The organism is Micromonospora sp. 15K316, assembly GCF_004348525.1.
Lineage (GTDB): Bacteria > Actinomycetota > Actinomycetes > Mycobacteriales > Micromonosporaceae > Micromonospora.
Genome location: NZ_SMKG01000035.1, coordinates 1 through 20,446, shown reverse-complemented (window position 1 = coordinate 20,446; position 20,446 = coordinate 1). Strand labels below are relative to the sequence as shown.

At 73.1% G+C, this 20,446-nt stretch carries 25 protein-coding genes and 1 tRNA gene; 12 read left to right on the top strand and 14 right to left on the bottom strand.

Going from position 1 to position 20,446, the window contains the following annotated elements:
* Window positions 1-32: 32 nt before the first annotated feature.
* Window positions 33-554: a DinB family protein gene (locus tag E1211_RS10695; RefSeq protein WP_132347971.1), complete on the bottom strand. Its 522-nt coding sequence runs from the start codon at window positions 552-554 to the stop codon at window positions 33-35.
* Window positions 555-635: 81 nt separating this feature from the next.
* Between E1211_RS10695 and E1211_RS10690 the strand changes: the two genes are divergently transcribed.
* A complete protein-coding gene (locus E1211_RS10690; protein WP_120678492.1) occupies window positions 636-842 on the top strand; it encodes a hypothetical protein in 207 nt (68 codons plus the stop codon).
* A 73-nt stretch (window positions 843-915) separates the two neighbouring features.
* On the opposite strand, the gene E1211_RS10685 is transcribed toward E1211_RS10690, so the two are convergent.
* The 3 genes from E1211_RS10685 to E1211_RS10675 all read right to left on the bottom strand — a co-directional run bounded on the left by E1211_RS10685 (window position 916) and on the right by E1211_RS10675 (window position 3,260).
* A complete protein-coding gene (locus E1211_RS10685; RefSeq protein ID WP_132347969.1) occupies window positions 916-2,058 on the bottom strand; it encodes a polysaccharide pyruvyl transferase family protein in 1,143 nt (380 codons plus the stop codon).
* Window positions 2,059-2,142: 84 nt separating this feature from the next.
* The gene (locus E1211_RS10680; RefSeq protein WP_132347967.1) at window positions 2,143-2,646 is read right to left on the bottom strand and encodes a GNAT family N-acetyltransferase; all 504 of its coding nucleotides are present in this window, start codon (window positions 2,644-2,646) and stop codon (window positions 2,143-2,145) included.
* Window positions 2,643-3,260, bottom strand: a complete 618-nt coding sequence (locus E1211_RS10675; protein WP_132347965.1) for a TetR/AcrR family transcriptional regulator — start codon at window positions 3,258-3,260, stop codon at window positions 2,643-2,645. Before E1211_RS10675 ends, E1211_RS10680 begins: the two co-directional genes overlap by 4 nt.
* 77 nt (window positions 3,261-3,337) lie before the next feature.
* Between E1211_RS10675 and E1211_RS10670 the strand changes: the two genes are divergently transcribed.
* The 6 genes from E1211_RS10670 (at window position 3,338) to E1211_RS10645 (ending at window position 8,394) form a co-directional block, all read left to right on the top strand.
* Window positions 3,338-3,937, top strand: coding sequence for a dihydrofolate reductase family protein (locus E1211_RS10670; RefSeq protein WP_132347963.1), 600 nt, complete (start codon window positions 3,338-3,340; stop codon window positions 3,935-3,937).
* Between the two features lie 13 nt (window positions 3,938-3,950).
* On the top strand, window positions 3,951-5,156 hold the full coding sequence (locus tag E1211_RS10665) for a glycosyltransferase (RefSeq protein WP_132347961.1): 1,206 nt from the start codon (window positions 3,951-3,953) through the stop codon (window positions 5,154-5,156).
* On the top strand, window positions 5,153-5,761 hold the full coding sequence (locus E1211_RS10660) for a Pr6Pr family membrane protein (RefSeq protein WP_132347959.1): 609 nt from the start codon (window positions 5,153-5,155) through the stop codon (window positions 5,759-5,761). The genes E1211_RS10665 and E1211_RS10660 overlap by 4 nt, the downstream gene beginning before the upstream one ends.
* Before the next feature lie 167 nt (window positions 5,762-5,928).
* The gene (locus tag E1211_RS10655) at window positions 5,929-6,672 is read left to right on the top strand and encodes an SDR family oxidoreductase (RefSeq protein WP_132347957.1); all 744 of its coding nucleotides are present in this window, start codon (window positions 5,929-5,931) and stop codon (window positions 6,670-6,672) included.
* A 171-nt stretch (window positions 6,673-6,843) separates the two neighbouring features.
* Window positions 6,844-7,851, top strand: coding sequence for a hypothetical protein (locus E1211_RS10650; RefSeq protein WP_132347955.1), 1,008 nt, complete (start codon window positions 6,844-6,846; stop codon window positions 7,849-7,851).
* A 33-nt stretch (window positions 7,852-7,884) separates the two neighbouring features.
* Window positions 7,885-8,394 (top strand): GNAT family N-acetyltransferase, encoded by a 510-nt coding sequence (locus E1211_RS10645; protein ID WP_132347953.1) that lies wholly within the window; start codon window positions 7,885-7,887, stop codon window positions 8,392-8,394.
* A gap of 31 nt (window positions 8,395-8,425) precedes the next feature.
* Here E1211_RS10645 and E1211_RS10640 read toward each other — a convergent pair whose 3' ends face one another.
* Together E1211_RS10640 and E1211_RS10635 are read right to left on the bottom strand one after the other, a co-directional pair.
* The gene (locus E1211_RS10640; protein WP_207915327.1) at window positions 8,426-9,331 is read right to left on the bottom strand and encodes an aminoglycoside phosphotransferase family protein; all 906 of its coding nucleotides are present in this window, start codon (window positions 9,329-9,331) and stop codon (window positions 8,426-8,428) included.
* A 76-nt stretch (window positions 9,332-9,407) separates the two neighbouring features.
* On the bottom strand, window positions 9,408-9,917 hold the full coding sequence (locus E1211_RS10635) for a DinB family protein (RefSeq protein WP_132347951.1): 510 nt from the start codon (window positions 9,915-9,917) through the stop codon (window positions 9,408-9,410).
* Between the two features lie 71 nt (window positions 9,918-9,988).
* On the opposite strand from E1211_RS10635, the gene E1211_RS10630 reads away from it, so the two are divergent.
* A complete protein-coding gene (locus tag E1211_RS10630) occupies window positions 9,989-10,699 on the top strand; it encodes a vancomycin high temperature exclusion protein (protein ID WP_132347949.1) in 711 nt (236 codons plus the stop codon).
* A 27-nt stretch (window positions 10,700-10,726) separates the two neighbouring features.
* Here the strand turns inward: E1211_RS10630 and E1211_RS10625 are convergent, their stop codons facing one another.
* Together E1211_RS10625 and E1211_RS32430 are read right to left on the bottom strand one after the other, a co-directional pair.
* Window positions 10,727-11,140, bottom strand: coding sequence for a cupin domain-containing protein (locus E1211_RS10625; RefSeq protein ID WP_132347947.1), 414 nt, complete (start codon window positions 11,138-11,140; stop codon window positions 10,727-10,729).
* Between the two features lie 91 nt (window positions 11,141-11,231).
* Entirely contained in the window at window positions 11,232-11,369 is a 138-nt protein-coding gene (locus E1211_RS32430; protein WP_165947223.1) for a hypothetical protein, read from the bottom strand.
* 868 nt (window positions 11,370-12,237) lie between these two features.
* On the opposite strand from E1211_RS32430, the gene E1211_RS10620 reads away from it, so the two are divergent.
* The 4 genes from E1211_RS10620 to E1211_RS32965 all read left to right on the top strand — a co-directional run bounded on the left by E1211_RS10620 (window position 12,238) and on the right by E1211_RS32965 (window position 15,285).
* Window positions 12,238-12,501, top strand: a complete 264-nt coding sequence (locus tag E1211_RS10620; RefSeq protein WP_132347945.1) for a hypothetical protein — start codon at window positions 12,238-12,240, stop codon at window positions 12,499-12,501.
* Window positions 12,502-12,642: 141 nt separating this feature from the next.
* Window positions 12,643-13,179: a transcriptional regulator gene (locus E1211_RS10615; protein ID WP_132347943.1), complete on the top strand. Its 537-nt coding sequence runs from the start codon at window positions 12,643-12,645 to the stop codon at window positions 13,177-13,179.
* Entirely contained in the window at window positions 13,176-14,468 is a 1,293-nt protein-coding gene (locus E1211_RS10610) for an MFS transporter (RefSeq protein ID WP_132347941.1), read from the top strand. Before E1211_RS10615 ends, E1211_RS10610 begins: the two co-directional genes overlap by 4 nt.
* A 49-nt stretch (window positions 14,469-14,517) precedes the next feature.
* Window positions 14,518-15,285, top strand: a complete 768-nt coding sequence (locus E1211_RS32965) for a GNAT family N-acetyltransferase (protein ID WP_207915326.1) — start codon at window positions 14,518-14,520, stop codon at window positions 15,283-15,285.
* A 143-nt stretch (window positions 15,286-15,428) separates the two neighbouring features.
* On the opposite strand, the gene E1211_RS10600 is transcribed toward E1211_RS32965, so the two are convergent.
* The 6 genes from E1211_RS10600 to E1211_RS10575 all read right to left on the bottom strand — a co-directional run bounded on the left by E1211_RS10600 (window position 15,429) and on the right by E1211_RS10575 (window position 20,386).
* Window positions 15,429-15,500, bottom strand: a tRNA-Val gene (locus E1211_RS10600).
* An 81-nt stretch (window positions 15,501-15,581) separates the two neighbouring features.
* Window positions 15,582-16,046: a peroxiredoxin gene (locus E1211_RS10595; protein ID WP_132347937.1), complete on the bottom strand. Its 465-nt coding sequence runs from the start codon at window positions 16,044-16,046 to the stop codon at window positions 15,582-15,584.
* 106 nt (window positions 16,047-16,152) lie between these two features.
* Complete coding sequence (locus tag E1211_RS10590) at window positions 16,153-16,590, bottom strand: DUF3052 domain-containing protein (RefSeq protein ID WP_132347935.1); 438 nt, start codon at window positions 16,588-16,590, stop codon at window positions 16,153-16,155.
* A gap of 110 nt (window positions 16,591-16,700) precedes the next feature.
* A complete protein-coding gene (locus tag E1211_RS10585) occupies window positions 16,701-19,181 on the bottom strand; it encodes a thiamine pyrophosphate-dependent enzyme (RefSeq protein WP_371686144.1) in 2,481 nt (826 codons plus the stop codon).
* A gap of 198 nt (window positions 19,182-19,379) precedes the next feature.
* On the bottom strand, window positions 19,380-19,859 hold the full coding sequence (locus E1211_RS10580; RefSeq protein ID WP_132347931.1) for a MarR family winged helix-turn-helix transcriptional regulator: 480 nt from the start codon (window positions 19,857-19,859) through the stop codon (window positions 19,380-19,382).
* Window positions 19,860-19,981: 122 nt separating this feature from the next.
* Window positions 19,982-20,386, bottom strand: coding sequence for a secondary thiamine-phosphate synthase enzyme YjbQ (locus tag E1211_RS10575; RefSeq protein ID WP_187398752.1), 405 nt, complete (start codon window positions 20,384-20,386; stop codon window positions 19,982-19,984).
* Between the last annotated feature and the right edge of the window lie 60 nt (window positions 20,387-20,446).

The following is a 20,446-nucleotide window of genomic DNA, read 5'->3' as shown; positions in this document are numbered from 1 at the left end:
GCCCTCGGGTCGGCCGCGGGCGGCGTGCCGGGTCACAGCGTGCCGGTGCGCCCGTCGGTGAGTTCCCGGAGGATGTCCGCCTGGCCGGCGTGCCGGGCGGTCTCCTCGATCATGTGGACGAGGATCCAGCGCAGCGAGACCTCGCCGAGTTGGGGGTGCGGCACCACGTGGTCGAGCGCGAAACGGGCGGCGACGTCCCGGGAGCGGGCGCACGCCTGCGCGTAGGCGGCGGTGAGGTGCTCCACCGTGTCACCGGGGGCGAGGGTGAAGCTGGCCAGCGCCTCCTCCTCGCTGGTCAGGTAGACGTCACCGGGCTCCGGGGCGAGCAGGCACGGGAACCAGTTGCGTTCGACAAGCGCGAGGTGTTTGACCATGCCGGCGAGGGTCGTCGCGGACGGCACCAGCCGGCGCGCCGCGTCGGCGTCGGAGAGGCCGCGAAGCTTGTGCAGCACCACGCCGCGGTGGAAGTCGAGGAACGATTCGAGCACCGCCCGCTCGTCGCCCGTGCGGGCGAGCAGTGGACCGAGTGTGGGATCGATCGAGATCTCCGCCATTCCCGCACCCTAGTCGGGCGACCGGCTGCTCGCCGCCCGCTATCCGCTGCGCGGTCCCGCCTGGGAGGGCAGGATGGGCCCATGGCCGCAACGGTAGAGATTCCCCTCGTGGACGGCCCGGCCGGCGGGCAGCGCGTGACCGTCGAGCTGGACAGCAACGGCCGTCCGCCGCTGACCCATCATCATCTCGGCCCGGGCGGGCTGGCCGCTGCGGAGATCTACGAGCTGGAGTCCACCGGCGACGAGGCCCGCGACTGGCGCTACTGCTGGCGGGGCCCGGCCGCCTGAGCGGCTGCCGGGAGGTCCCGAGGCGAGCGAGGCGGAGCCGCTGCGGGGGTAGCCCGTCGGTCGCCGAGCGCGCTCAGGCGCGGGTGAGCGTGTGCGCGCGCAGGCTGTCGAGCACGGCCCGGGTGACCTGCGAGGTGCCCCTGGCCTCGTCGCAGACCTGCGCGACCCGGCGGGCGGTGGCCTCCGCACGGCGCTCCCGCTCGTCCCAGAGCCGGTCGACCTCGGCGAGCAGCGGGCCCTCCACCTCACGCTCCACCCCGCGCAGCGCCGGCACGCCGAGCCGCTGGGCCAGGTCGAAGACCTTTCCGGCGTACGGCAGCGGGAGGAACGGCGTACCCACCATCGCGGCGAAGATCAGGAAGTGCAGCCGCATGCCGACGGCCAGGTCGAAGTGGCGCATCAGGCCGAGCACCTGCTGAGGCGAGTACTTGCCGTGCAGGATCCGGCCCCGCTCGGCGGCGATCATGTGCGAGAGCACCCCGTGGGAGTGCCGGATGTCGTCGCGCTCCATCGGCACGAAGAGGACGTACGCGTCGATCCGGTGCACCAGGAAGTCCCCGATCTGGGCCAGCAGGCGGTGGTAGCCGTCGACGTCCAGCCGCTCGGCGGCCCGCCCCGGCTCCCGTACGCTCATCCCGACCAGCCGCCGGCCGGCCGGCACCCCCTCCTCCCGCAGCAACTCGGCGGGGAAGTCCTCCGGCTCGAGCAGGAACGCCGGGTCGGCGGTGACCGTGATCGGGTTGACCAGCCCGGCCTCCTCCAGCACCATCCGGGACTCCTGGTCGCGGACGGTCACCTGGGTCGCGCCGGCCAGGGTCTCCCGGACCATGCCGGTGTCCACCCCGTCGCTCAGCGGCCCGACCCCCACCGCGTACGTGATCAGTGGCAGGCCGCGCTCCTGGGCGACCCGGACCACCCGCAGGTAGCGGCGGGCCTCCTTGTCGTAGAGGATGCCGCCGCCGCCGAGGATCAGCAGGTCGAGCTGGGCCAGCACCAGCGCCGAGTCGGTGCGGCTGACCCCTTCCCAGGGCACCGCCTCGACATCCGGGTGGGCCACCCGGGTGTGTTCCGGGTTCCGGGAGAACACGATGATCCGGGCATTCGGCTCCTGCGCCCGCAAATCGGCCAGGAGGCCGGTGAGGATCGCCTCGTCACCGAGGTTCCGGCCGCCGTACGAGCCGAGCACACCGATGGTCAGTCCGGCGCCATGCCTCATCCGTCGCTCCTCCCCGGGTGCGTCGGCGCGGCTTTCCCGTTGGGCCGGTGAACACTCCTGCGCCCCAGCTCAGTCGGGGGACGGCTACCGCGCTCCCGGGTCGAGCCGCTTCGTCATCTGCTGGGCGGTGACCTGGAAACCGAGGCTCTCGTAGAGGCCGATGGCCACGGTGTTCGAACCGAACACGTTCAACCCCAGGTCGGTCACCCCGAGTCCGGCGAGTTCGGCCTCGACGAGCTGGATCATCCGCCGTGCGTACCCGCGTCCCCGCTGTTCCGGATGCACCTCGATGTTGTGGATCCAGGCCCGCCCCGACCCGGCGAGCGCGTCGGAGGCCCCGGCCGCGCCGGGCAGGGTCACCCAGATCCAGCCGACCTCCACGTCGCCGACCCGGGCGACCCGCAGCAGCACCTTCTCGGTCGCCGCGCCGGCGGGCAGCAGGTCGCGGGTCTGCACGACGGCCCGGTCCAGCGCCACGTCCGCGGGCACCGCCCGGTGCCGGGTCAGCTCCTCGGCGTACGACCGTTGCAGCGCGCCGAGCCGCGGCGCGAGCTCCGCGTCGGTCATCGGGGCGAGGGTCAGGGTCATGGGGTGGGAATCCTTCCTGGCTGGGCCCGGCCGGGCCGCGGGGTCACCCCGGCGGCCAGGCGGGACACGAATGCGGACAGCACCTCGTCGGCGTCGAAACCGGCGTCGACGGAGGTGGTCAGCAGGTCGAGCAGCAGCCCGTCCATCGCGTAGTGCAGCAGAGCCACCTCGAAAGCGCCACCCGGCAGCCCGGCGTTCACGTGGAAGGCCACGTCGTCGCGGTAGCCGCGGCGCAGCGTGTCGCCGAGGATCCGGGCCAGGGCGGGACGGCGGACCGCCTCCAACCGCAGCTCGAAGAGCGCCCGGGTCAGCTCCGGCTGGCGGGTGGTGCGCTCGACGACGTAGCGGACGTAGTCGGCGAGGAGCTCCAGGGACGGCTCCCGGGCGGCGAGCGCGGTGAGCACCTCCTCGTCCGGCGTGAACCGTTCCATGATCCGCTCACCGAGCGCGCCGAGCAGGGCGTCGCGTGAGCGGAAGTAGTTGGAGGCGGTGCCGACGGGCACGCCCGCCTCGGCGTCCACCGCGCGGTGCGTCAGCCCCCGCGCACCGGTCGCCGCCAGCACCCGCAGACCCGCGTCCGCCAGGGCCGCCCGCCGTTGCACGTTCCGCGCCATGACCGGACCCTAGCAAAACCACTACACCTGTTGTACCGTCAACCACGACATCAGTAGTGATTGCAGGGAGATCGCGCTTGCGCAAGCTCGTGTACTACGTCGCCGGCACCCTCGACGGCTTCATCGCCGCACCCGACGGGTCGTACGACTTCTTCCCCCTCGTGCCTGAGCCCGACGTGCTCGCCCACACGATGGCCACCTACCCCCAGACGCTGCCGACGTTCGCCCACGCGCAGTTCGGCATCGACCGGCCCGAGGGCCGGTTCGACACCGTCGTGATGGGCCGGGGCACCTACGAGCCCGGTCTCGCCATGGGCGTCACCAGCCCCTACGCCCACCTCCAGCAGTACGTCTTCTCCCGCACGCTGCCGCCCGCCGCGGAGCCCGAGGTCGAGATCGTCGCCGACGACCCGGTCGCGTTCGTCCGCGCGCTCAAGGCTCGCGACGGCAAGGACATCTGGCTGGCCGGCGGCGGGCAGCTCGCCGGTCAACTGCTGCCCGAGATCGACGAATTGATCCTCAAGCTCAACCCGATCGTGGCCGGCAGCGGCGTTCCGCTCGTCACCCGGGACTTCGACCCACGCCGCTTCACCCTGGTCGAGGCGCGCCCGTTCGACAGTGGACTGCTGATCCTGCGCTACACCCGATCGGAGGGCGGCCAGGATAGCGACGACTGACGATGATGGCGAGGTGAGGATCGCGCACGTCAGCGACAGCCACCTCGCCAACATCGAGGGCGTGGCCACCTCGGTGGGCGCCACGGTGGCGCTGCTGCGGGCCGCCGGGCACCAGGTCACGCTGCACTCCCCCGGGCCGCTGTTCGGGTGCCGGCGGCCCGGGGAACTGGCCTCGCTGCCGGTGCCGACCCGGCCGTACCGGCTGGCGTTGCCCCGGCTGCCCGACGCGCCGGTGGACCTGCTGCACGTGCACACCACCGGCCCGGTCGGCATCGCCGGCCTCCGCTACGCGGCCGCCCGATCCCTGCCCGTCGTCTTCACCTGGCACACCGACCTGATCGCGTACGCCCCGTACTACCCGGAGGTACCGCTCGGGGCCGCGTACGCGGGATGGCGCCTCGGCCTGCCCTGGCGCGCCCGCGCGCTGGGAGAGTTGTTCCGTCCCGGCCCGGGCCGGGACGAGCGGCTGTTCGAACTCGGCCGGTGCCTGCTCGCGCACATGAGCCTGCTGCTCGCCCCGTCCGCCAAGACCGCCGAGGCGATGGCGCCGATGGCCGGCCGGACCCCCATCGTGGTGCTGCCGACGCCGGTCCCCGCCCCGGCCCCCGACGCCGACGACCGCCGGCGGGTCCGTACCGACCTGGGCATCCCGCCGGACGCCCCGCTGCTGCTCGCGGTGGGGCGGGCGTCCCCGGAGAAGGATCCCGAGCTGCTGCTCGCCGCGTTCGCCCGGGTACGCCGCGCGCTGCCCGCCGCCCGGCTGGCGCTGCTCGGCGTACGCCGCAACCGGATCGCGATACGCCGGGCGGCCCGCCGGCTCGCCGTCGGCGACGCGCTGCACCTGCTCGACCCGGTGCCCCGGGCGCGGGTCGGCGCGTACTACCGGGCGGCCGACGTGCTCGCCTTCGCCTCGACGACCGACACCCAGGGGCTGGTGCTCGCCGAGGCCGAGGCGCACGGGCTTCCAGTGGCCATGGTGGACGCCGGGCTCGCCACCCGGCCGGGCACCGGCACCCGCCGGCCGCTCGCCCCCGGCACTCCCACCGAGTTCGGGGCGTTGCTCTGCCGGCTGCTCACCGACGAAGCGCTCCGCGAACGGGTGAGCGCCGAGGGCGGCGCGGCGGTCACGGCCTGGACCGGTGAGCACTACCTGGCCGAACTGACCCGGCTCTACACGACGCTCCAGCACATCTCCCCCACGCGCCATCCGGCCCGATGACGGCCGGCCGAACCCTGCGGGTCAGCACCGTCGTGGTGCTCGTGGCCGGGCTGGTGCTCGCCCTCGTGGCGGCCCGCGACGAGCCGCTGGAGCTGCTCTGGTACTTCACCGTCCAGGTGGATCTCGCCTACCTCGCCGCGCTGCGGTTCGGGCGCGACGGCCGGCTGCGAACCGCGCTCACCGTTTATCTCGTCGTCACCGGCCTGGTCTTCGTGCTGGTGCTCGCCAACCCGTGGAGCGGCTACAGCATGGTGGCGACCGCCGACGCCCGGGGCGCCGTCTCGGACGCCGGTAACCTGCTGCTGCACGTGGTGGCGCCACCGCTGGCCGCCGCCGACTGGCTCACCCACCGGCCCCGGCCCGCGCCACCCGGCAGGTACCCGGTGAGCCTGCTCGTCTACCCACTCGCCTGGCTCACCGCGATCCTGCTCCGCGGGGCCGGCTCCGGCCCGACCGAGGAGCGCTACCTCTACCCGTTCCTCGACGTGCCCCGGCTCGGCTACCCGACGGTCGTCGTCAACGCGCTGGCCTTCGCGGCGCTCGTGCTGCTGCTGGGCCTCGCCGCCGCCCGGCTCTCCCGCCCCGCGACCACCCGACCGTCCTGACCCACGGCGACGCCCGCCGGGGCCATTGGGGACCGACCGGCGCCCGGGGCCGCGGAGGGTCGCCGACCGGGACAGGTGGGTGGCGGGAACCGGACCTGGCGGTGGGTTCTGGACGAGGCGTCCGATCGCCGCCAGACCGGAGCCCGCGCCGAGCCGAGGATCGGTGCATGACGAAAACGTTGGAGGGCAAGGTAGCCCTGGTCACCGGCGGCGCGCGAGGCATCGGGGCGGGGATCGCGCTGCGCCTCGCTCAGGACGGCGCGGACGTGGCACTCACCTACCGGCAGAGCGCGGAACAGGCCGCGACGGTGGTGAAGGAGATCCAGTCACTGGGCCGGCGGGCGCTGGCCGTCCACGCGGACAGCGCCGACCCGGTGGCGATCCAGGGTGCGGTCGATCGGACGGCGATCGTGCTCGGCAGGCTGGACATCCTGGTGAACAACGCCGCGGTCTTCCTGGTCGGCGCGGTCGACGAGCTGGGCTCGGACGAGCTGGAGCAGACCATCGCCGTCAACATCCGCGGCTCGTACGTGGCCGCCCGGGCGGCCGCACGGCACCTCGCCGAGGGCGGACGGATCATCAGCATCGGCAGCAACGTGGGCGAACGAGCCGTCTTCCCCGGGCTCGCGCTCTACTCGATGAGCAAGACCGCGCTGGCCGGGCTGACCCGGGGCCTGGCGCGGGAGCTGGGTCCACGCGGTATCACTGTCAACCTGGTCAATCCGGGGCCGACCGACACCGACAGCAACCCGGCCGACGGCCCGAACGCCGCGGCGATCGCCGGCTTCACCGCGCTGGGCCGCTACGCCCGGCCCGCCGACATCGCGGCCACCGTCGCGCACCTGGCCGCGCCCGAGGCGGGTTACGTGACCGGCGCGGTCGTCAACGTGGACGGCGGCTTCACCAGCTGAGCGCGGGGCCGAGCGAGGCGGGAACAGCCGCCGCGCCCGGCCTCCCGGCGTCCGCCGCCGAGCGGGTTCATCCTGTATGGACACTCCCCCACCGGGCGGCCTTGTGGCCGTCGGCCGGTGGCCCTAGCGTGTCAGCGCGACAGTCCGCGGCCGTACCCGGAAGGCAGGTTCATGGCGACCGAGGCACCAGCACGGCGCGACGCCGCCGGGCCCGCGCCGGTGACCTGGTGGGTGCTGGGCGGGCTCGTCGTGGTCCTCGCCGCCGTGGGCGCCGGCATCCTCTGGCGTCTACCGCTGCTGATCGTCGCGGTCGCCGTCGGCGCGCTGCTGCCGGTGCTCGTCGGGATCCTCCGGCGGCGGCGGGTGGCCCTGACGGTGACCGTCGTGCTCGTCGGCCTGGCCGGCGTGCTCTCGGCGGTCGCCGTGCGTCTGGGCGCCGCATCGGACGAAGGGCCCGACCCGGGTGCGGCACCCGAGAAGATCGAGACCGTGGCCTACCGCGCCGAGGCGGTGCTGGACGGCCGCACGCTCCGGCTCGACGAGGAGATCAGCGGTGCGGAACTGGGCCCCGACGCCGGCTGGGTCACCGGATTCGGCTGGCGACTCGACCGGACGGTCGACGGCGTCTCCGTCTACCGGCGCAGCCGGGAGACCCCGGCACGGGCGGCGTCCCCCGCCTTCGCCGAGGTCGAACTGCCGATCACCCTCGGCCGCCGGCCCGACGGCGTACGGCTGATGCCGGGCGACGGCTCGCTGACGATCACCGCGCCGAAGGGCGCACTCGGGGTGATCGCCCCGGCGCCGCAGGGGCTCGTGGACGCCCCGCGTCGCCAGGAGACCGCCACCGTGCCGCTGGACGCGGAGAGCGAGTCGGTGCTGGTCACCGTACGGGCTCCGTGGCTGCGCAACCCGCTCGGACGCAGCCTCGACGACTTCTTCTCCTGGGGGCCGGCCGCCTGGCTCGTCGGCGCCGCCACGACCGTGCTCTCGACGATCGTGGTCACCCGGGTGACCGGGGGCATCGAACGGCTGCTCGGCGGGGTGCTGGGTCGGCTGCGGCCGGGCAGGAGCGTGCCGCCGACCCTGCCCGCACCGGAGCGGACCCCCGCCGTTCCGCCCCGCCGGCCACCCCGGGCCGGTGCCGCGGGGCTGGTCCGCCGGCGCCGGACCCGCCGCTAGGCGACGTACCCTCGGCCGGTGGGAGGAGGCCCGATGAGCAGCAGTTCCGCCGGGATCACCGTCGTCGCGATGGACGACCGGCACGCGGACGCCGTACTCGCCATCTACCGGCTCGGCATCGCCACCGGCGACGCCACCTTCGAGACCGAGCCGCCCACCTGGGACCGGTTCACGGCCACCCGGCTGCCCGGGCACCGGTGGGTCGCCGTCGACCCGACCGGCCGGGTCCTCGGCTGGGTGGCCTGCTCCCCCGTCTCCGACCGGTGCGTCTACGCCGGCGTCGTCGAGCACTCCGTGTACGTACACCCCGACGCCCACGGTCGGGGCGTCGGCCGCACCCTGCTGGAGGCGCTGATCGCCTCCACCGAACGCGCCGGGATCTGGACCATCCAGTCCGGGGTCTTCCCGGAGAACACGGCCAGCCTCGCGCTGCACACGGCCTGCGGGTTCCGCGCCGTCGGCACCCGCCGGCGCATCGGCCGCCACCACGGCACCTGGCGCGACGTGACGCTCATCGAGCGGCGCAGTCCCGTCGTCGGCTGATCGGGCGGGCGAGCCGCCACCCGTGCGCGGGTCAGCGACCCCGCGCGTCGTCCAGGATCTCCGTCAGCCGGGCCAGACACTCGCGTACGAACGCCGGATAGCTGTCCCAGTAGTAGGAGATTCCGCTGACCGCCACGGCGACCGCCCAGGCGCGCGCCCGCAGCCACGTCACCTCGTCGAGCCTCGTGCCGTCCCAGTAGGCCGCCCTGGCCGCGGCGGGAAGATCCCACACGGGGGCGTGCTCGGCGTCGGGGTGGCCGACCGAGAGACCGCCGAAGTCGATGATCGCGTGCAGCCGGCCCTGGTACGCCAGGAGGTTGGCGGGCCGCAGGTCCCCGTGGAGCCACACCTGCCGGCCGGTCGGCTCGGGCAGGCCGAGCGCGTCCCGCCACATCCGTTCCAGCGTCGCGACGTCCAGGTCGAGGTCGCCGATGCCTCGGCAGTCCGCGAAGCTCCGGCTCACCCAGCCGTCGCACGGCTCCAGGGCGCCACCGCGGTACCAGCTGAGTTCGCCCGCGCGGGTCGCGCCCATCAGGTCGGTGGAGTGCAGGCTCCGTACGGCCGCCGCGAGGTCCCGCCCGAAGGTCGCCCAGTCGGTGACGCAGGCCGGGCCGACGACCTCACCGTCGATCCAGCGGTACACCGCCCAGGCGACCGGGAACGTGGCGGCCGGCTCCCCGGCATGGACCGGCTCCGGGACGCGGCAGGGAAGCCGCGGCGCCAGCCGAGGGAGCCAGGCGCGCTCCTTCCGGAGCGCGTCCGCCTTCTCCCGGGTACGCGGCAGCCGTACCAGCAGCTCGTCACCGAGCCGGTACATGGTGTTGTCCGTCCCCGCCCCGGCGAAGGCGACGGGCAGATCGGCCCACTCCGGCCGCTGGTCCTTCAGCAGTGCCCGGACGACGTCCTCGTCGACCCGGATCTCGTTCTCGTGCAGCATCAGGCGACAGCCTCCTGGCCCCGTGCCGGCGCTGCCAGTGATTTTCCGGCCGGCCTCCGGCACGTCGGCCCGCCGGCTACTCGCCGACCGGGCCGCCCGCCAGCTCCGTCACGATGTCCAGGTGCCCGAGATGGCGGGCGTACTCCTGCAGGAGGTGGAAGAGCACCCGCTCCAGCGGTGGCGGCTCGGCGCCCGCCCAGCGCTCGCTCGGCGCCCCGTGCACGTCGAGCCCGGTGCCCGCCACCACCGCGCGGGTGTGTGCGCCCTGTGCACGCAGCGCGGCCAGCAGCTGCTCGCGGGTCTCCTCCGGCGCGACGTACCACCGCTCTTCGCGCCGGTCGCCCCACGGGTCGCCGACGTCGCGCCCCTGGAAGCCCCATTCGATCCAGCGCAGCTCCACGTAGCGCAGGTGCTTGGCCAGCTCCAGCGGCGTCCATCCGGACGGCAGCGAACTGCGGCGCAGCTCGGCCTCCGGCAACGCGGAGAGCTTCGCCACCACACCCTCCCGGAAGTAGTCGAGGTAGCGCAGGAACACCTCGGCGCGGCCGGCGGCCGGCGCGGTGGGTTCGGGGAAGTCCAGTGCCACCCGGTCATTATCGGATGATCTTGCGCGGCCCGCCCGACGCCGGAGCCGGGCGACCGGAATAATTCCGCGGCATGCGGGGGCGGATCGGCGCGGCCGGGCGGTGGCGCAGGGAGCATCGGCGGTTGGTCCGCCGGATGCTCGTGGCGGCGGTCGTCGCCGCGGTACTGCTCGGCGGCGGGACGCTGGCGAGCGTGGTGTGGATCCGCGGCGGAGCGGACGGCCACCTCTACGACGAGGCCGCCGTGCCCGACGCGCCGGTCGCCCTGGTGCTGGGCACCAAGGTGGACGCGACCGGCAGACCGTCACCGTTCCTCGCCGCCCGGCTGGATCTCGCCCGGCGGCTCTTCAAGGCCGGCAAGGTGCGGGCGGTCCTGGTCTCCGGCGACAACATGGACGCCGACTACGACGAACCCGGCGCGATGCGGCGCTGGCTCGTCGACCGGGGTGTGCCGGCGCGGAAGGTGGTGCTGGACCGGGCCGGGTTCGACACGTACGACTCGTGCGCGCGAGCGAAGCGGATCTTCGGAGTGGAGCGCGCGACGGTGGTGACCCAGTCGTTCCACCTGCCCCGGGCCGTGGCGCTGTGCCGGCGCCTCGGCATCGACGCCAACGGCGTGGGCGATGAGACGGCCAGACGGCAGCACGCCCAGCGGTGGCGGGTCAGCTCCCTCCGCGAGTACGGCGCGTGCGTGAAGGCGGCGCTGGACCTGTTCTCCGGCCGGGACCCGGACCGCCTCGGCCCGCGTGATCCGGGCGTCGACGACGCGCTCCGCGACGGCTGACCACCGCCGGCGCCGGATTCGGGCCGGTCAGGCGAGGTCGCCGACCTCGTACGGGTGGACGTCGTCCGGGTCGTACGGCTCGGCGGCGAGCTCGACGGCCTGGGCGGGCCCGTCGGCGTGGTAGACGTGGGCGCAGCGCGGAAGGACGGTGACGAGGTCACCGGCCTCCAGGGTCGCCTGGCTGCGCTCGCCGGACTCCAGGTCCTCGTACCCGGCCCGGAGCCGTCCGCTGATCACGTAGAGGATCTCAATCTTGCGCTCGTGGTAGTGGTTCCCGCGGGGCCTGCCGGTCTCCGGCCGGAACTCCAGATAGGCGAGGTAACGGTAGGTTTCGCCGTTGACGATCCGGGCGAACTCGCCCGCCGGCGACCGGATCCGCCCGCCCTCGTCGGGGAGGGGCGGCGCGGTCACCGGAAGCCGCCGAACCTGCACCTTGTCCACCTGATCATGCTAGGCGCCGGCGGTGCACGGACCGTGAACGGCCGGGGCTGCCGTCTTCAGCGGCGAAGGAAACGACGGAGTCGCTCGTCTACTAGACCTTGACCTCCACCACCCCGTCCCTACCGCCGACGCTAAGGACGACGGCTACCCGGCTTCCATCGAGCGCCGCCGCCACGGCATAGAAATCGCCGGCGGCGATGAGCTGGGCTTTCCCGTCCTCGGAAGACACCAACCAAGCTCCCTTACGCCGCCCCCTCGCACCTGTCACGACCACCGAACCACTCCTCGGCACCACCGCCAGGTCGTACGGGCTCGTCAACTCGGGCCCGACCTTCCGCAACTGACGCGAACGAGAATCGAAGACGAACGGCTGCCACGGCGCATCCGGGTCTTCGGACCGACCCATCGCACTGTCGGACGCCGGCAAATACAACTTCCCGTCGGCGCGACATCCGCGAAACCGGCACGTCCGGACTCGGCGCAGGTCTTCCCTTTCGTGAAAGCCGCCTCCAGATCCATTTCGAGGACGTCGCTGTGGTGGTAGGGAGGAAAGGGCAAAGCCTCTCCGTTCTGGAACAGACCCACTCCTCTGCAGTAGCCAGTCACCGACTCCAGCCAGCCTGTCCGCATGTCGGGGTTCCAATCGATGAGCCGGTTCGCGCCCAGGGAAGCGAGCCTGACGAGCTGCTGGCCGTCGATTCGGACCGCGAGCCTCTCATCCGCCTCGTCACAGGTGACCACCGCACCGAGGCCCCCATCCGGGAGCGTCGTCAAGTCGAAGAAGGCCGGCCGAGCGCAGAATCCGCCGGGAACCAGTTCGAGCGGCCTCAGGTCACCACCATCGGTGAATTCCGCAAGGCCGAAATCAGCGTCGGAGCACTCCAGCCCTTCGCAGACGGTCGACGCAGGGGCTTGGCCGGCCCTGTTCGCAGTCGGCGCTGGAGCTGATCATGATATCGGCGTCGGGCGGGCGGGGCAGCTGTGGAACTGCGCGCAGCGCCGTCACCACGTGGTGGTCGCCGAGAAGTGGCCGTCGTGCGCTTCCACGGAAGAGGGACTGAGCGTGTGCCGGTCGGCAGAGCGGGAAGGCCGTTCGGATGACCGACCCACCGGAGCGGGCCCGACGCGCACTTCGCCGCATTCACGAGGCTGCCGTGCGGCACCGGGACCTCGAGCTGCACCGGGCGGCCGAGGAGATCGCCCGGTCGGCCCAGGCGAGGGAGCTCGATCCGGGGCCCGTCGAGTCGTACCGCCCCTGCCCGGTCTGCGGTGCCGAGCCGGGACAGCTGTGCATCAACATCCCCGGCCGCCCCGTGGCACCCGGGGAGATGCACCCGGAGCGGACGGAGGAGGGGCCGTAGGGACTCCGGCTCGCTGCGTGCGCTGCCTGACCCGAACGGCTGGACGAGAAAGAGGGGCCGACTGCTGACCTTGGCGGGACCCCGGAAAGACCGCACGGAACCCCCTTGCGCAATGGTCAAGAATCGTTGACCATTGCTCGCATGCCTACCGACGAGCTTCCCGAGACGTTCCACGTCACCACGCACGAGCAGCTACGTGCCGTCTCCAACCTCACCCGTCACCGGATCATGGCCGTGCTCCGCTTCGAGCCCGCGACCATCACCCAGATCGCCGAGCGGGTGGGCCTCGCGAAGGGCAGCTCCAGCTATCACGTGCGGCTGCTGGAGCGGGCCGGCCTGGTGAAGGTGGTACGGACGCGGAAGGTGCGCGGTGTCACCGAGCGGTACTACGCGATGGCCGCGCGGTCGATCGTGCTGCCGGATCCGGGCGAGGGCGGGCCGGATGTGCTGATGCGCCATGCGGTGGCGGACCTGGAGGCGTCGCCGGTGGAGGGGCGGCAGGTACGGATGGCGCATCTGCGGCTCACCGAGGAGCAGTTCGCGGAGCTGGGAGCGCGGCTGCAGGCACTGGCGGACGAGTACCGGGAGCTGTCGGATCCGGCGCTGCCGGACGCGTCACTCGTCTTCGCACTGTTCCACCCGGCGCGGGGCCAGCAGGCCGAGGGGGAGGCCAAATGACCTCAGACGCGAGGAAGCTGCCAACCGGGTTCGGACGGTTGTGGACCGCACAGACGGTGTCGTCGCTCGGTGACGGGGTGATGCATGCCGCCCTGCCGCTGCTCGCATTGACGGTGACGCGGGATCCGATGGCGCTCGCCGTCGTCGCGGCCGCCGGGACGCTGCCCTGGCTGCTCTTCGGCGTGCTCGGCGGTGCGCTGGTGGACCGCTGGGACCGCCGACGCACGATGTGGATCGCGGACACCGCGCGTGCGGTGCTGCTCGCGATACCGGCGGCCGCCGCCGCGCTCGACATGCTGAACGTGCCGCTGCTCGCGGCCGTCGCCTTCCTGCTCGGCCTCGGCGGGCTCTTCTTCGACACGGCCGCCACCGCCTATCTGCCGGATCTGCTCCGCCGCGATCCCGCACTCCTGGAGCGCGCCAATTCCCGCTTGCGTGGCGCCCAGACCGCCATGTCCGGCTTCGCGGGGCCGCCTGCGGGCAGTGCGCTGCTCGCGCTCGGGCGGGCGGTTCCGCTGCTCGCCGACGCGGTGTCGTTCGCGCTCTCCGCCCTGCTCGTACGGTCGCTGCCCGCCATGCCCCGGCCCGTGCCGGAGGTCCGAGAGTCGCTGCTTCGGCAGGCGCGAGCCGGTGCCTCGTACGTCTTCCGGGATCGGTTGCTACTCGGGCTCGCGCTCCGCCCGGCGGTCGGGAACATCGCCTTCCTCGCCGTGGAGACCGTCCTCGCCCTCTTCGCGCACGACCGCCTCGGCATCGACACCTACGGCTTCGGCCTGCTCCTCACGGCGGAGGCCACCGGCGGTCTGCTCGGGGCGGGCATCGCCACCTTCCTCGGCCGGCGACTCGGCACCGGCACCGCGCTGACCGTCACGGCCGCGGTCGAGGGACTTGCCATCCTGGGGCTGGCCGCCGCCCCGAATCCGTACGTGGCCGGGCTCGCGCTCGCCGTCTGCGGGGCGGGCATGGGTGCCACGATGGTGCTCGCACCCTCCCTGCGGCAGGCGATCGTCCCGGCAAACCTGATGGGTCGGGTCGCCTCCACCTCCCGGATGCTCGCCATGTGCGCCGCCCCGTTCGGCGCCTTCCTCGGTGGCTGGCTGGCCACCACCTACGACGTGCGCACCCCGCTCTACGCCGCCGCCGGCCTCCTCCTCGCCATGACCGCCGTCACGGCCACCATGACCAGCAACCGCCGGGTCGAGGCCGCGCTACGTGATTCTTCCGACCGTCAACGTTCGGCAGAGAACAGCCGCCCCGCCCGGGTGGCCGATGCAGTCGTCTCTGCCTGATCGGCACCACTGCCCAACTCCGAACTCACGACTGCCGGAAAGGCATCAGATGCTCTACTCGACCGCACGCGTCGTCACCGACCGCCCCCACCGCTACATCAAGCAACTGGTCTCACACATGGGGCGCAAGGTGCCCACCGAACTCGACGAGGAACGCGATTCCATCATGTTCAGCCTCGGCAGCTGCCTGCTCGTGGCCTCGACCGACCACTTCGACATGATCGTCAAAGCCGGCGCGGCGGACGCGATCGCGGCGGTGGAGGACACCATCGCCCGCCACCTGCTGCGATTCGCGACCAGGGACACGCTCACCGTCGACTGGATGCCCCTGGTGCGGCCCGCCACAGCGGAGGACGACGCCGCTCTCCTCGCCCTCGACCGTGCGGCGTGGACCGCCGGGTCCGGGCTTCCCTCCACCCGGGCCGAGGAGCGATCGGCGTACTTCGACGACCGACGGAAGCCCGAAACCCACCTGGTCGCCGCTCTCGGCCGCCAGATCGTCGGCACCGTGAGTACCCACCAAACGACCCGGTTCCCGGAGGGGGCTCACGTCTTCGGCCTGTGGAACCTCATGGTGGCCGAGCAAGCCCGCCGGATGGGTATCGCCTCGGCCCTGCTCTCAGCCGCCGAACGCCTTGCCGGCGCGCAAGGCGCGAAGAAGGTCGGACTGCGTGTCCTGGCAACCAACACCGGTGCCGTACGCCTCTACGAACAGCACGGTTATGCCGTCGAAGGCCGATACGTCGACGAGTTTCTGATCGACGGCGCTTACGTCGACGACCTCAGCATGGGCAAGCGCCTGACGCCGCCCTCGTGAGGGGCTGTCTGAACGAAGATGTCCAGCTGGTCGGCGGGCTCGTCGGCGGCGCCGGGTCGGCAGGTGTTCTGCTCGGGTCGGGCACCCGTCCACCCCAGGCAACAACCCTGGGTTCGGGCGGGTATTGCCTGGTCGTCAAGGGGTGGGCGCGGCAGGTTTCGAACCTGCGACCCCTCGCTTGTAAGGCGAGTGCTCTCCCACTGAGCTACGCGCCCGGAACGCCCCGTGCGGCGGGCCGGTGGCTGGCAAGTTTACCTGCTCGCCGCCGGCCCGGTCGCACGGCGTGGCCGGAACGGTCAGCCGGCGGTCTCGGCCAACGCCTTGCGCCAGGCGTGCTGGTCGCGCGGCTCCCCCGGCATGGTCATCTCGGCGTACCGGACGACACCGGTCTCGTCGATCACGAAGGTGCCCCGGTTGGCGACGCCGGCGACCTCGTTGAAGACGCCGTACGCCTGGGCCACCGCGCCGTGCGGCCAGAAGTCGGCGAGCATCGGGAAGTGGTAGCCCTCGCGGTCGGCCCAGACCTTGTGGCTGTAGACCGAGTCGACGCTGACGGTGAGCACCTGGACATCGTCGTTGACGTACTCGTCGAGGTTGTCGCGGATCTCCGCCAGCTCACCCTGGCAGATGCCGGTGAAGGCGAGCGGGTAGAAGACCAGCAGCACGGTGCGCCGGCCGCGGAAGTCGGAGAGCCGTACCTCCTGGTTGTTCTGGTCCTTCAGCACGAAGTCCGGCGCCTCGGCGCCGACCGCTGTCGGCATGCGTGAACTCCTCGCGTCGGGACGGCACGAGCCACGCCCGGCGGCGGTACCGCCGGGCGACCGGGTGGCCGCCGTCGTCCAAGAGCGCGACGGGCGGCCGGGGCCGCTACTTCTTGTTCTTGGCCCCGCGGCGCAGGACGAGGCGCGCGGCGCTCCAGTCCCGGCCGGCGTTGACCGTCGAGGTCTGCTGGAGGCCGGCGGTGGGGGCGGACTCGGCGATCTCGCTCGGCTCGACGTGTCCCTCGCGCCCCGCCTTCGGCGTGAGCAGCCAGACGACCCCGTTGTCGGCCAGCGGGCCGAGGGCGTCGACGAGAAGTTCGAAGAGATCACCGTCGCCGTCGCGGTACCAGACCAGCACCGCGTCGACCACCTCGTCGGTGTCCTCGTCGACCAGCTCTCCAGAGCGGTCAGTCAGGGCGTCGCGGAGGTCGTGGTCGACGTCGTCGTCGTACCCCATCTCCATGACGACCATGCCCGGTTCGATCCCGAACCGGTCCGCCAGGCTGCGTACCCCGTCGGCGGCCTGACCAGCGGTCGCGCTCACTGTCGCGTGCCTCCTCATCTCGTCCCTGCGCGACGCCGGTTCGGCGCCGTCAGGCAAAGTCCACACAGTTGTGCCTCCCCGCGCAAGTGGCGCACCGGGTGGAACGGAATTTACCGTGCCAGGAGTGTGCGGGCACCCTGGGTAATGGCTTCTTCGGAGACCAGAACCTGACGCGCGGCCGGACCTAATGGTACAAACGAGTCAACTCCGGCCACTCGCCGCACCGCACCGACATATCCGGCATCTACCAGTGCCGCGATCACCCCTTCGCCGACCCCACCGGAACGGCGCGTCTCGTCCACCACCAGCACCCGGCCGGTCACCGAGGCCTCCCGGATGATGTCCGCCACCGGCAGCGGGGCGAGCCAGCGCAGGTCCACCACCCGGGTCCCGACGCCCTCGTCGGCGAGCGCCGCCGCCGCCCGCAACGACAGGCGTACGCCGTTACCGAACGTGATGATCGTGAGATCCTCGGCGGAGCCCACGCCGTACACCCGCGCCCGCCCGATCGGCACGTGCCCGCTCGCCCAGGCGCCCGGCTCCGGGTAGCCGGCGAGCCACTCGCCGTCGCCCTCGGCGTAGAGGTCCCGGGTGTGGTAGAGCGCGATCGGCTCCAGGAAGACGCAGACGCTGCCGTCCACGGCCGCACTGGCCAGGCAGGTGCGCAGCATGGGCGCGGCGTCGTCCGGCCGTGCGGGCACCGCGATCACCAGGCCGGGAACGTCCCGGAGCACGGCCACCGAGTTGTCGTTGTGGAAGTGCCCGCCGAAGCCCTCCTGGTACGCCAGGCCGGCGACGCGCACCACCATCGGATTGCGGTACGCCCCCTGGGAGAAGAACTGCATGGTGGCCGCCTCACCGCGCAGCTGGTCCTCGGCATTGTGCAGGTACGCCAGGTACTGGATCTCGGGCACCGGCAGCATCCCGGCCAGCCCGGCGCCCAACCCGAGCCCGAGCACCGACGTCTCGTCGAGCAGGGTGTCGAAGACCCGGGCAGGCCCGAACCGGTCGCGCAACCCCTTCGTCACCCCGTACACGCCGCCCTTCGCCGCCACGTCCTCGCCGAAGACCGCCATCTCGTCGTGGTCGAGCATCCCGTCGGTGAGCGCCGCGTTGATGCTCTGCGCCAGGGTCAGCGGGCCGGCCAGCTCCGGCAGCCGACCGCCGAACGCCTCGGTCCGCGCCGCCGCGCCCGGACCCACGGCCCGCGTGGCGGCGTCGGCCACCGCCCTGGCCACCCGCGCCGGCCGCCGCGGGGCGAGCGGGGCGACCACGTCGGCCGGGGTCGTCAGCTTCGGCTCGCCGATCACCTCCTCCGCCACGCGGCGCACCTGCCAGCCGATCTCGTCGTACCGGGCCAGCAACTCGTCGCCGCCGGCCACACCCGCCTCGACCAGCAGCCGAGCCGTGGCGGCCACCGGGTCCCGGTCGAGGTCCGCGGCGAGCTCCGCCGGGCTGCGGTACGCCGTCTCGGCGTCCGCGCCCGCGTGCCCCATCAGCCGGACGGTGCGCAGGTGCAGGACGGCCGGCCGCCGGTGCCGGCGCACCCAGGCGGTCGCCTCCTGCGCCGCCGCGTACGCCCGCACGGGGTCGCTGCCGTCGGCGGCGAAGTAGCGGATGCCCGGCTTGGACCGCAGCGCGGACTCCACCCAGCCCTGCGGCGTCCGGACGCTGATGCCGAGGCCGTTGTCCTCGCAGACGAAGAGCACCGGGATGCGCAGGCCGGTGTGGTCGTACCAGCCCGCGGTGTTGAACGCGGCGGTGGCGCTGGCATGGTTGATCGAGGCGTCGCCGAACGAGCAGACGACTATCGAGTCGGGCGGCCAGGGCGGGGTTCCACTCGCCTCGTCGCCCGTGTCCACCTCGCCGGCCCGGCGGGTCTCCAACCGGCGCAGCCGCTCGACGGCGAGCCCCATGCCGACGGCCCGGGGCAGGTGCGAGGCGATGGTGGACGTGGTCGGCACCACCGCCAGGTCGGGGTGGCCGAAGACCTTGTGCCGGCCGCCGGCGATCGGTTCCCGGGCCGAGGCGACCATGCCGCGCAGCACGTCCCCGGCCGCCTCGGCGTACACCCAGGGGCGCTCCGGCCACGCCGGCCCATCCACGGCGTCCGGAGGGCCGTCGGCGGCCTCCCACCCGGCGCCGGCCGCCGGGGTCCCGGTCGGGGCCTCGTCCGTCCCGCGACCCCGACCGGCGGCGGCCGGCGCCTCCCCGCGCGTCGCCGCGTCGTGCTGCTCGTCCGACGAGTCGCGCGTGGCCTCGAACAGTTCCACGCCCACGTCGGGTGCGTCCGCGGCCGGGTCGCGCCCGGTGCCGGACGGGCGGGCGGCGTCGGCGTCGCCGGGTGTGCCGGTGACCGGGCCGGCCGGACCCGCCACGGTGGGACCGGACGCGGCCTGGGCCGCGCGGACGCAGTAGAACGCTCCGGAGCGGTAGTGCAGCAGGGCCGGATCGGTCGGGTGCAGCACGGCGGCGACCACGGCGTTGGCCTCGTGGCCGGCCGAGCCGATGGTGTAGAAGCCCTCGCCGAAGCTGCGTAGCCAACGCCCGGCCAGGTCCAGCTGCCGGCTGGTGACCTGTGCGTCGAAGATGTCGAGGGCCTGGGCGCCGGTCAGCGTCGCGCCGTCGGTGACCGGTTCGGCCGGGTCACGTCGGCGCGCGACCGGGCCCAGCGCGGCCAGGGTCTCCCGGAAGCGGTCGTCGAGATCTTGCGGGGTGGTCACGTCCGACAGCATTACCGACGCACGCCCGTCGCGCCCAGTGGGACACACACCACCCCGGCGCTGACGCTACGTCCCGCAGCCCTGCGGGCGGCCGCCGTCGGAGACCTTCCACACCAGCTCACGCAGCACGGCCAGTTCGGCGGTGGTGAGCCCGTCGAGCAGTCGGGAGTCCGACATCACCTCGTGTACCCGCTGCCGCATCAGCCGGCCGGCGCCGGTGACCACCAGCGTCTTCTGCCGGCGGTCGGTGGGGTCGACGCGGCGCTGCACCAGGCCGGCCTGCTCCAGCTTGTCAACGAGGGCGGTCACGTTGGACCTGTCGCACTGCAACTGTTCGGCGAGGTCGCGGGCCGGCAGCGGTCGATCCGGGTCGAGCTCGTAGAGCGCGCGGGCGACCGCCGGAGTGAGGCCCAGCTCGGCGATCTCGACGTCCTGCTGGTGCCGGATCGCGAAGGCGACGTGCACGATCCGGCGCATCGTGTCCCCCGCCAGCGCGGAGCGGTCACTCGGCGCGGGAGCGGCGGTGGGGGCGCCCTGCTGCCTCATGGCCCCCACTCTACGTGCGGGGATCCGCAGTTGATCAGTCACGCCGGCGCTCCCCCGCGGGGGCCGGCGCGGGTGTGACAGAGGGGACGGTCACGGCTGCCGGGACGTGGGCAACGGGTGGGTCACGCGGGCAGGAAGGAGAAGCGGACCTGGCGGGTCGGGTTGTCGCCGTTCGTGTCGACCAGGCAGATCGACTGCCAGGTGCCGAGCGCGAGGCGACCACCGAGCACCGGCACCGAGGCGTACGGCGGCACGAGGGCGGGCAGGACGTGGTCCCGGCCGTGGCCGCGTGACCCGTGCCGGTGCCGCCAGCGGTCGTCGGTCGGCAGGAGTTCGTCCAACGCGGTGAGCAGGTCGTCGTCGGAGCCGGACCCGGTCTCGATCAGCGCCAGCCCGGCCGTGGCGTGCGGCACGAAGACGTGCAGCAGGCCGTCGCCCGCACCGGAGACGAAGTTCTGCGCCTCGGCGGTGATGTCCCGGACGGCGGGCCGGGAACCGGTCTGGACGGTGATCACTTCGCTGCGCATACGTCGCATTCTGCCGGAGCCGCGGGTCAGGAGCCCCCGCCACCGCCGGAGTCACCGCCC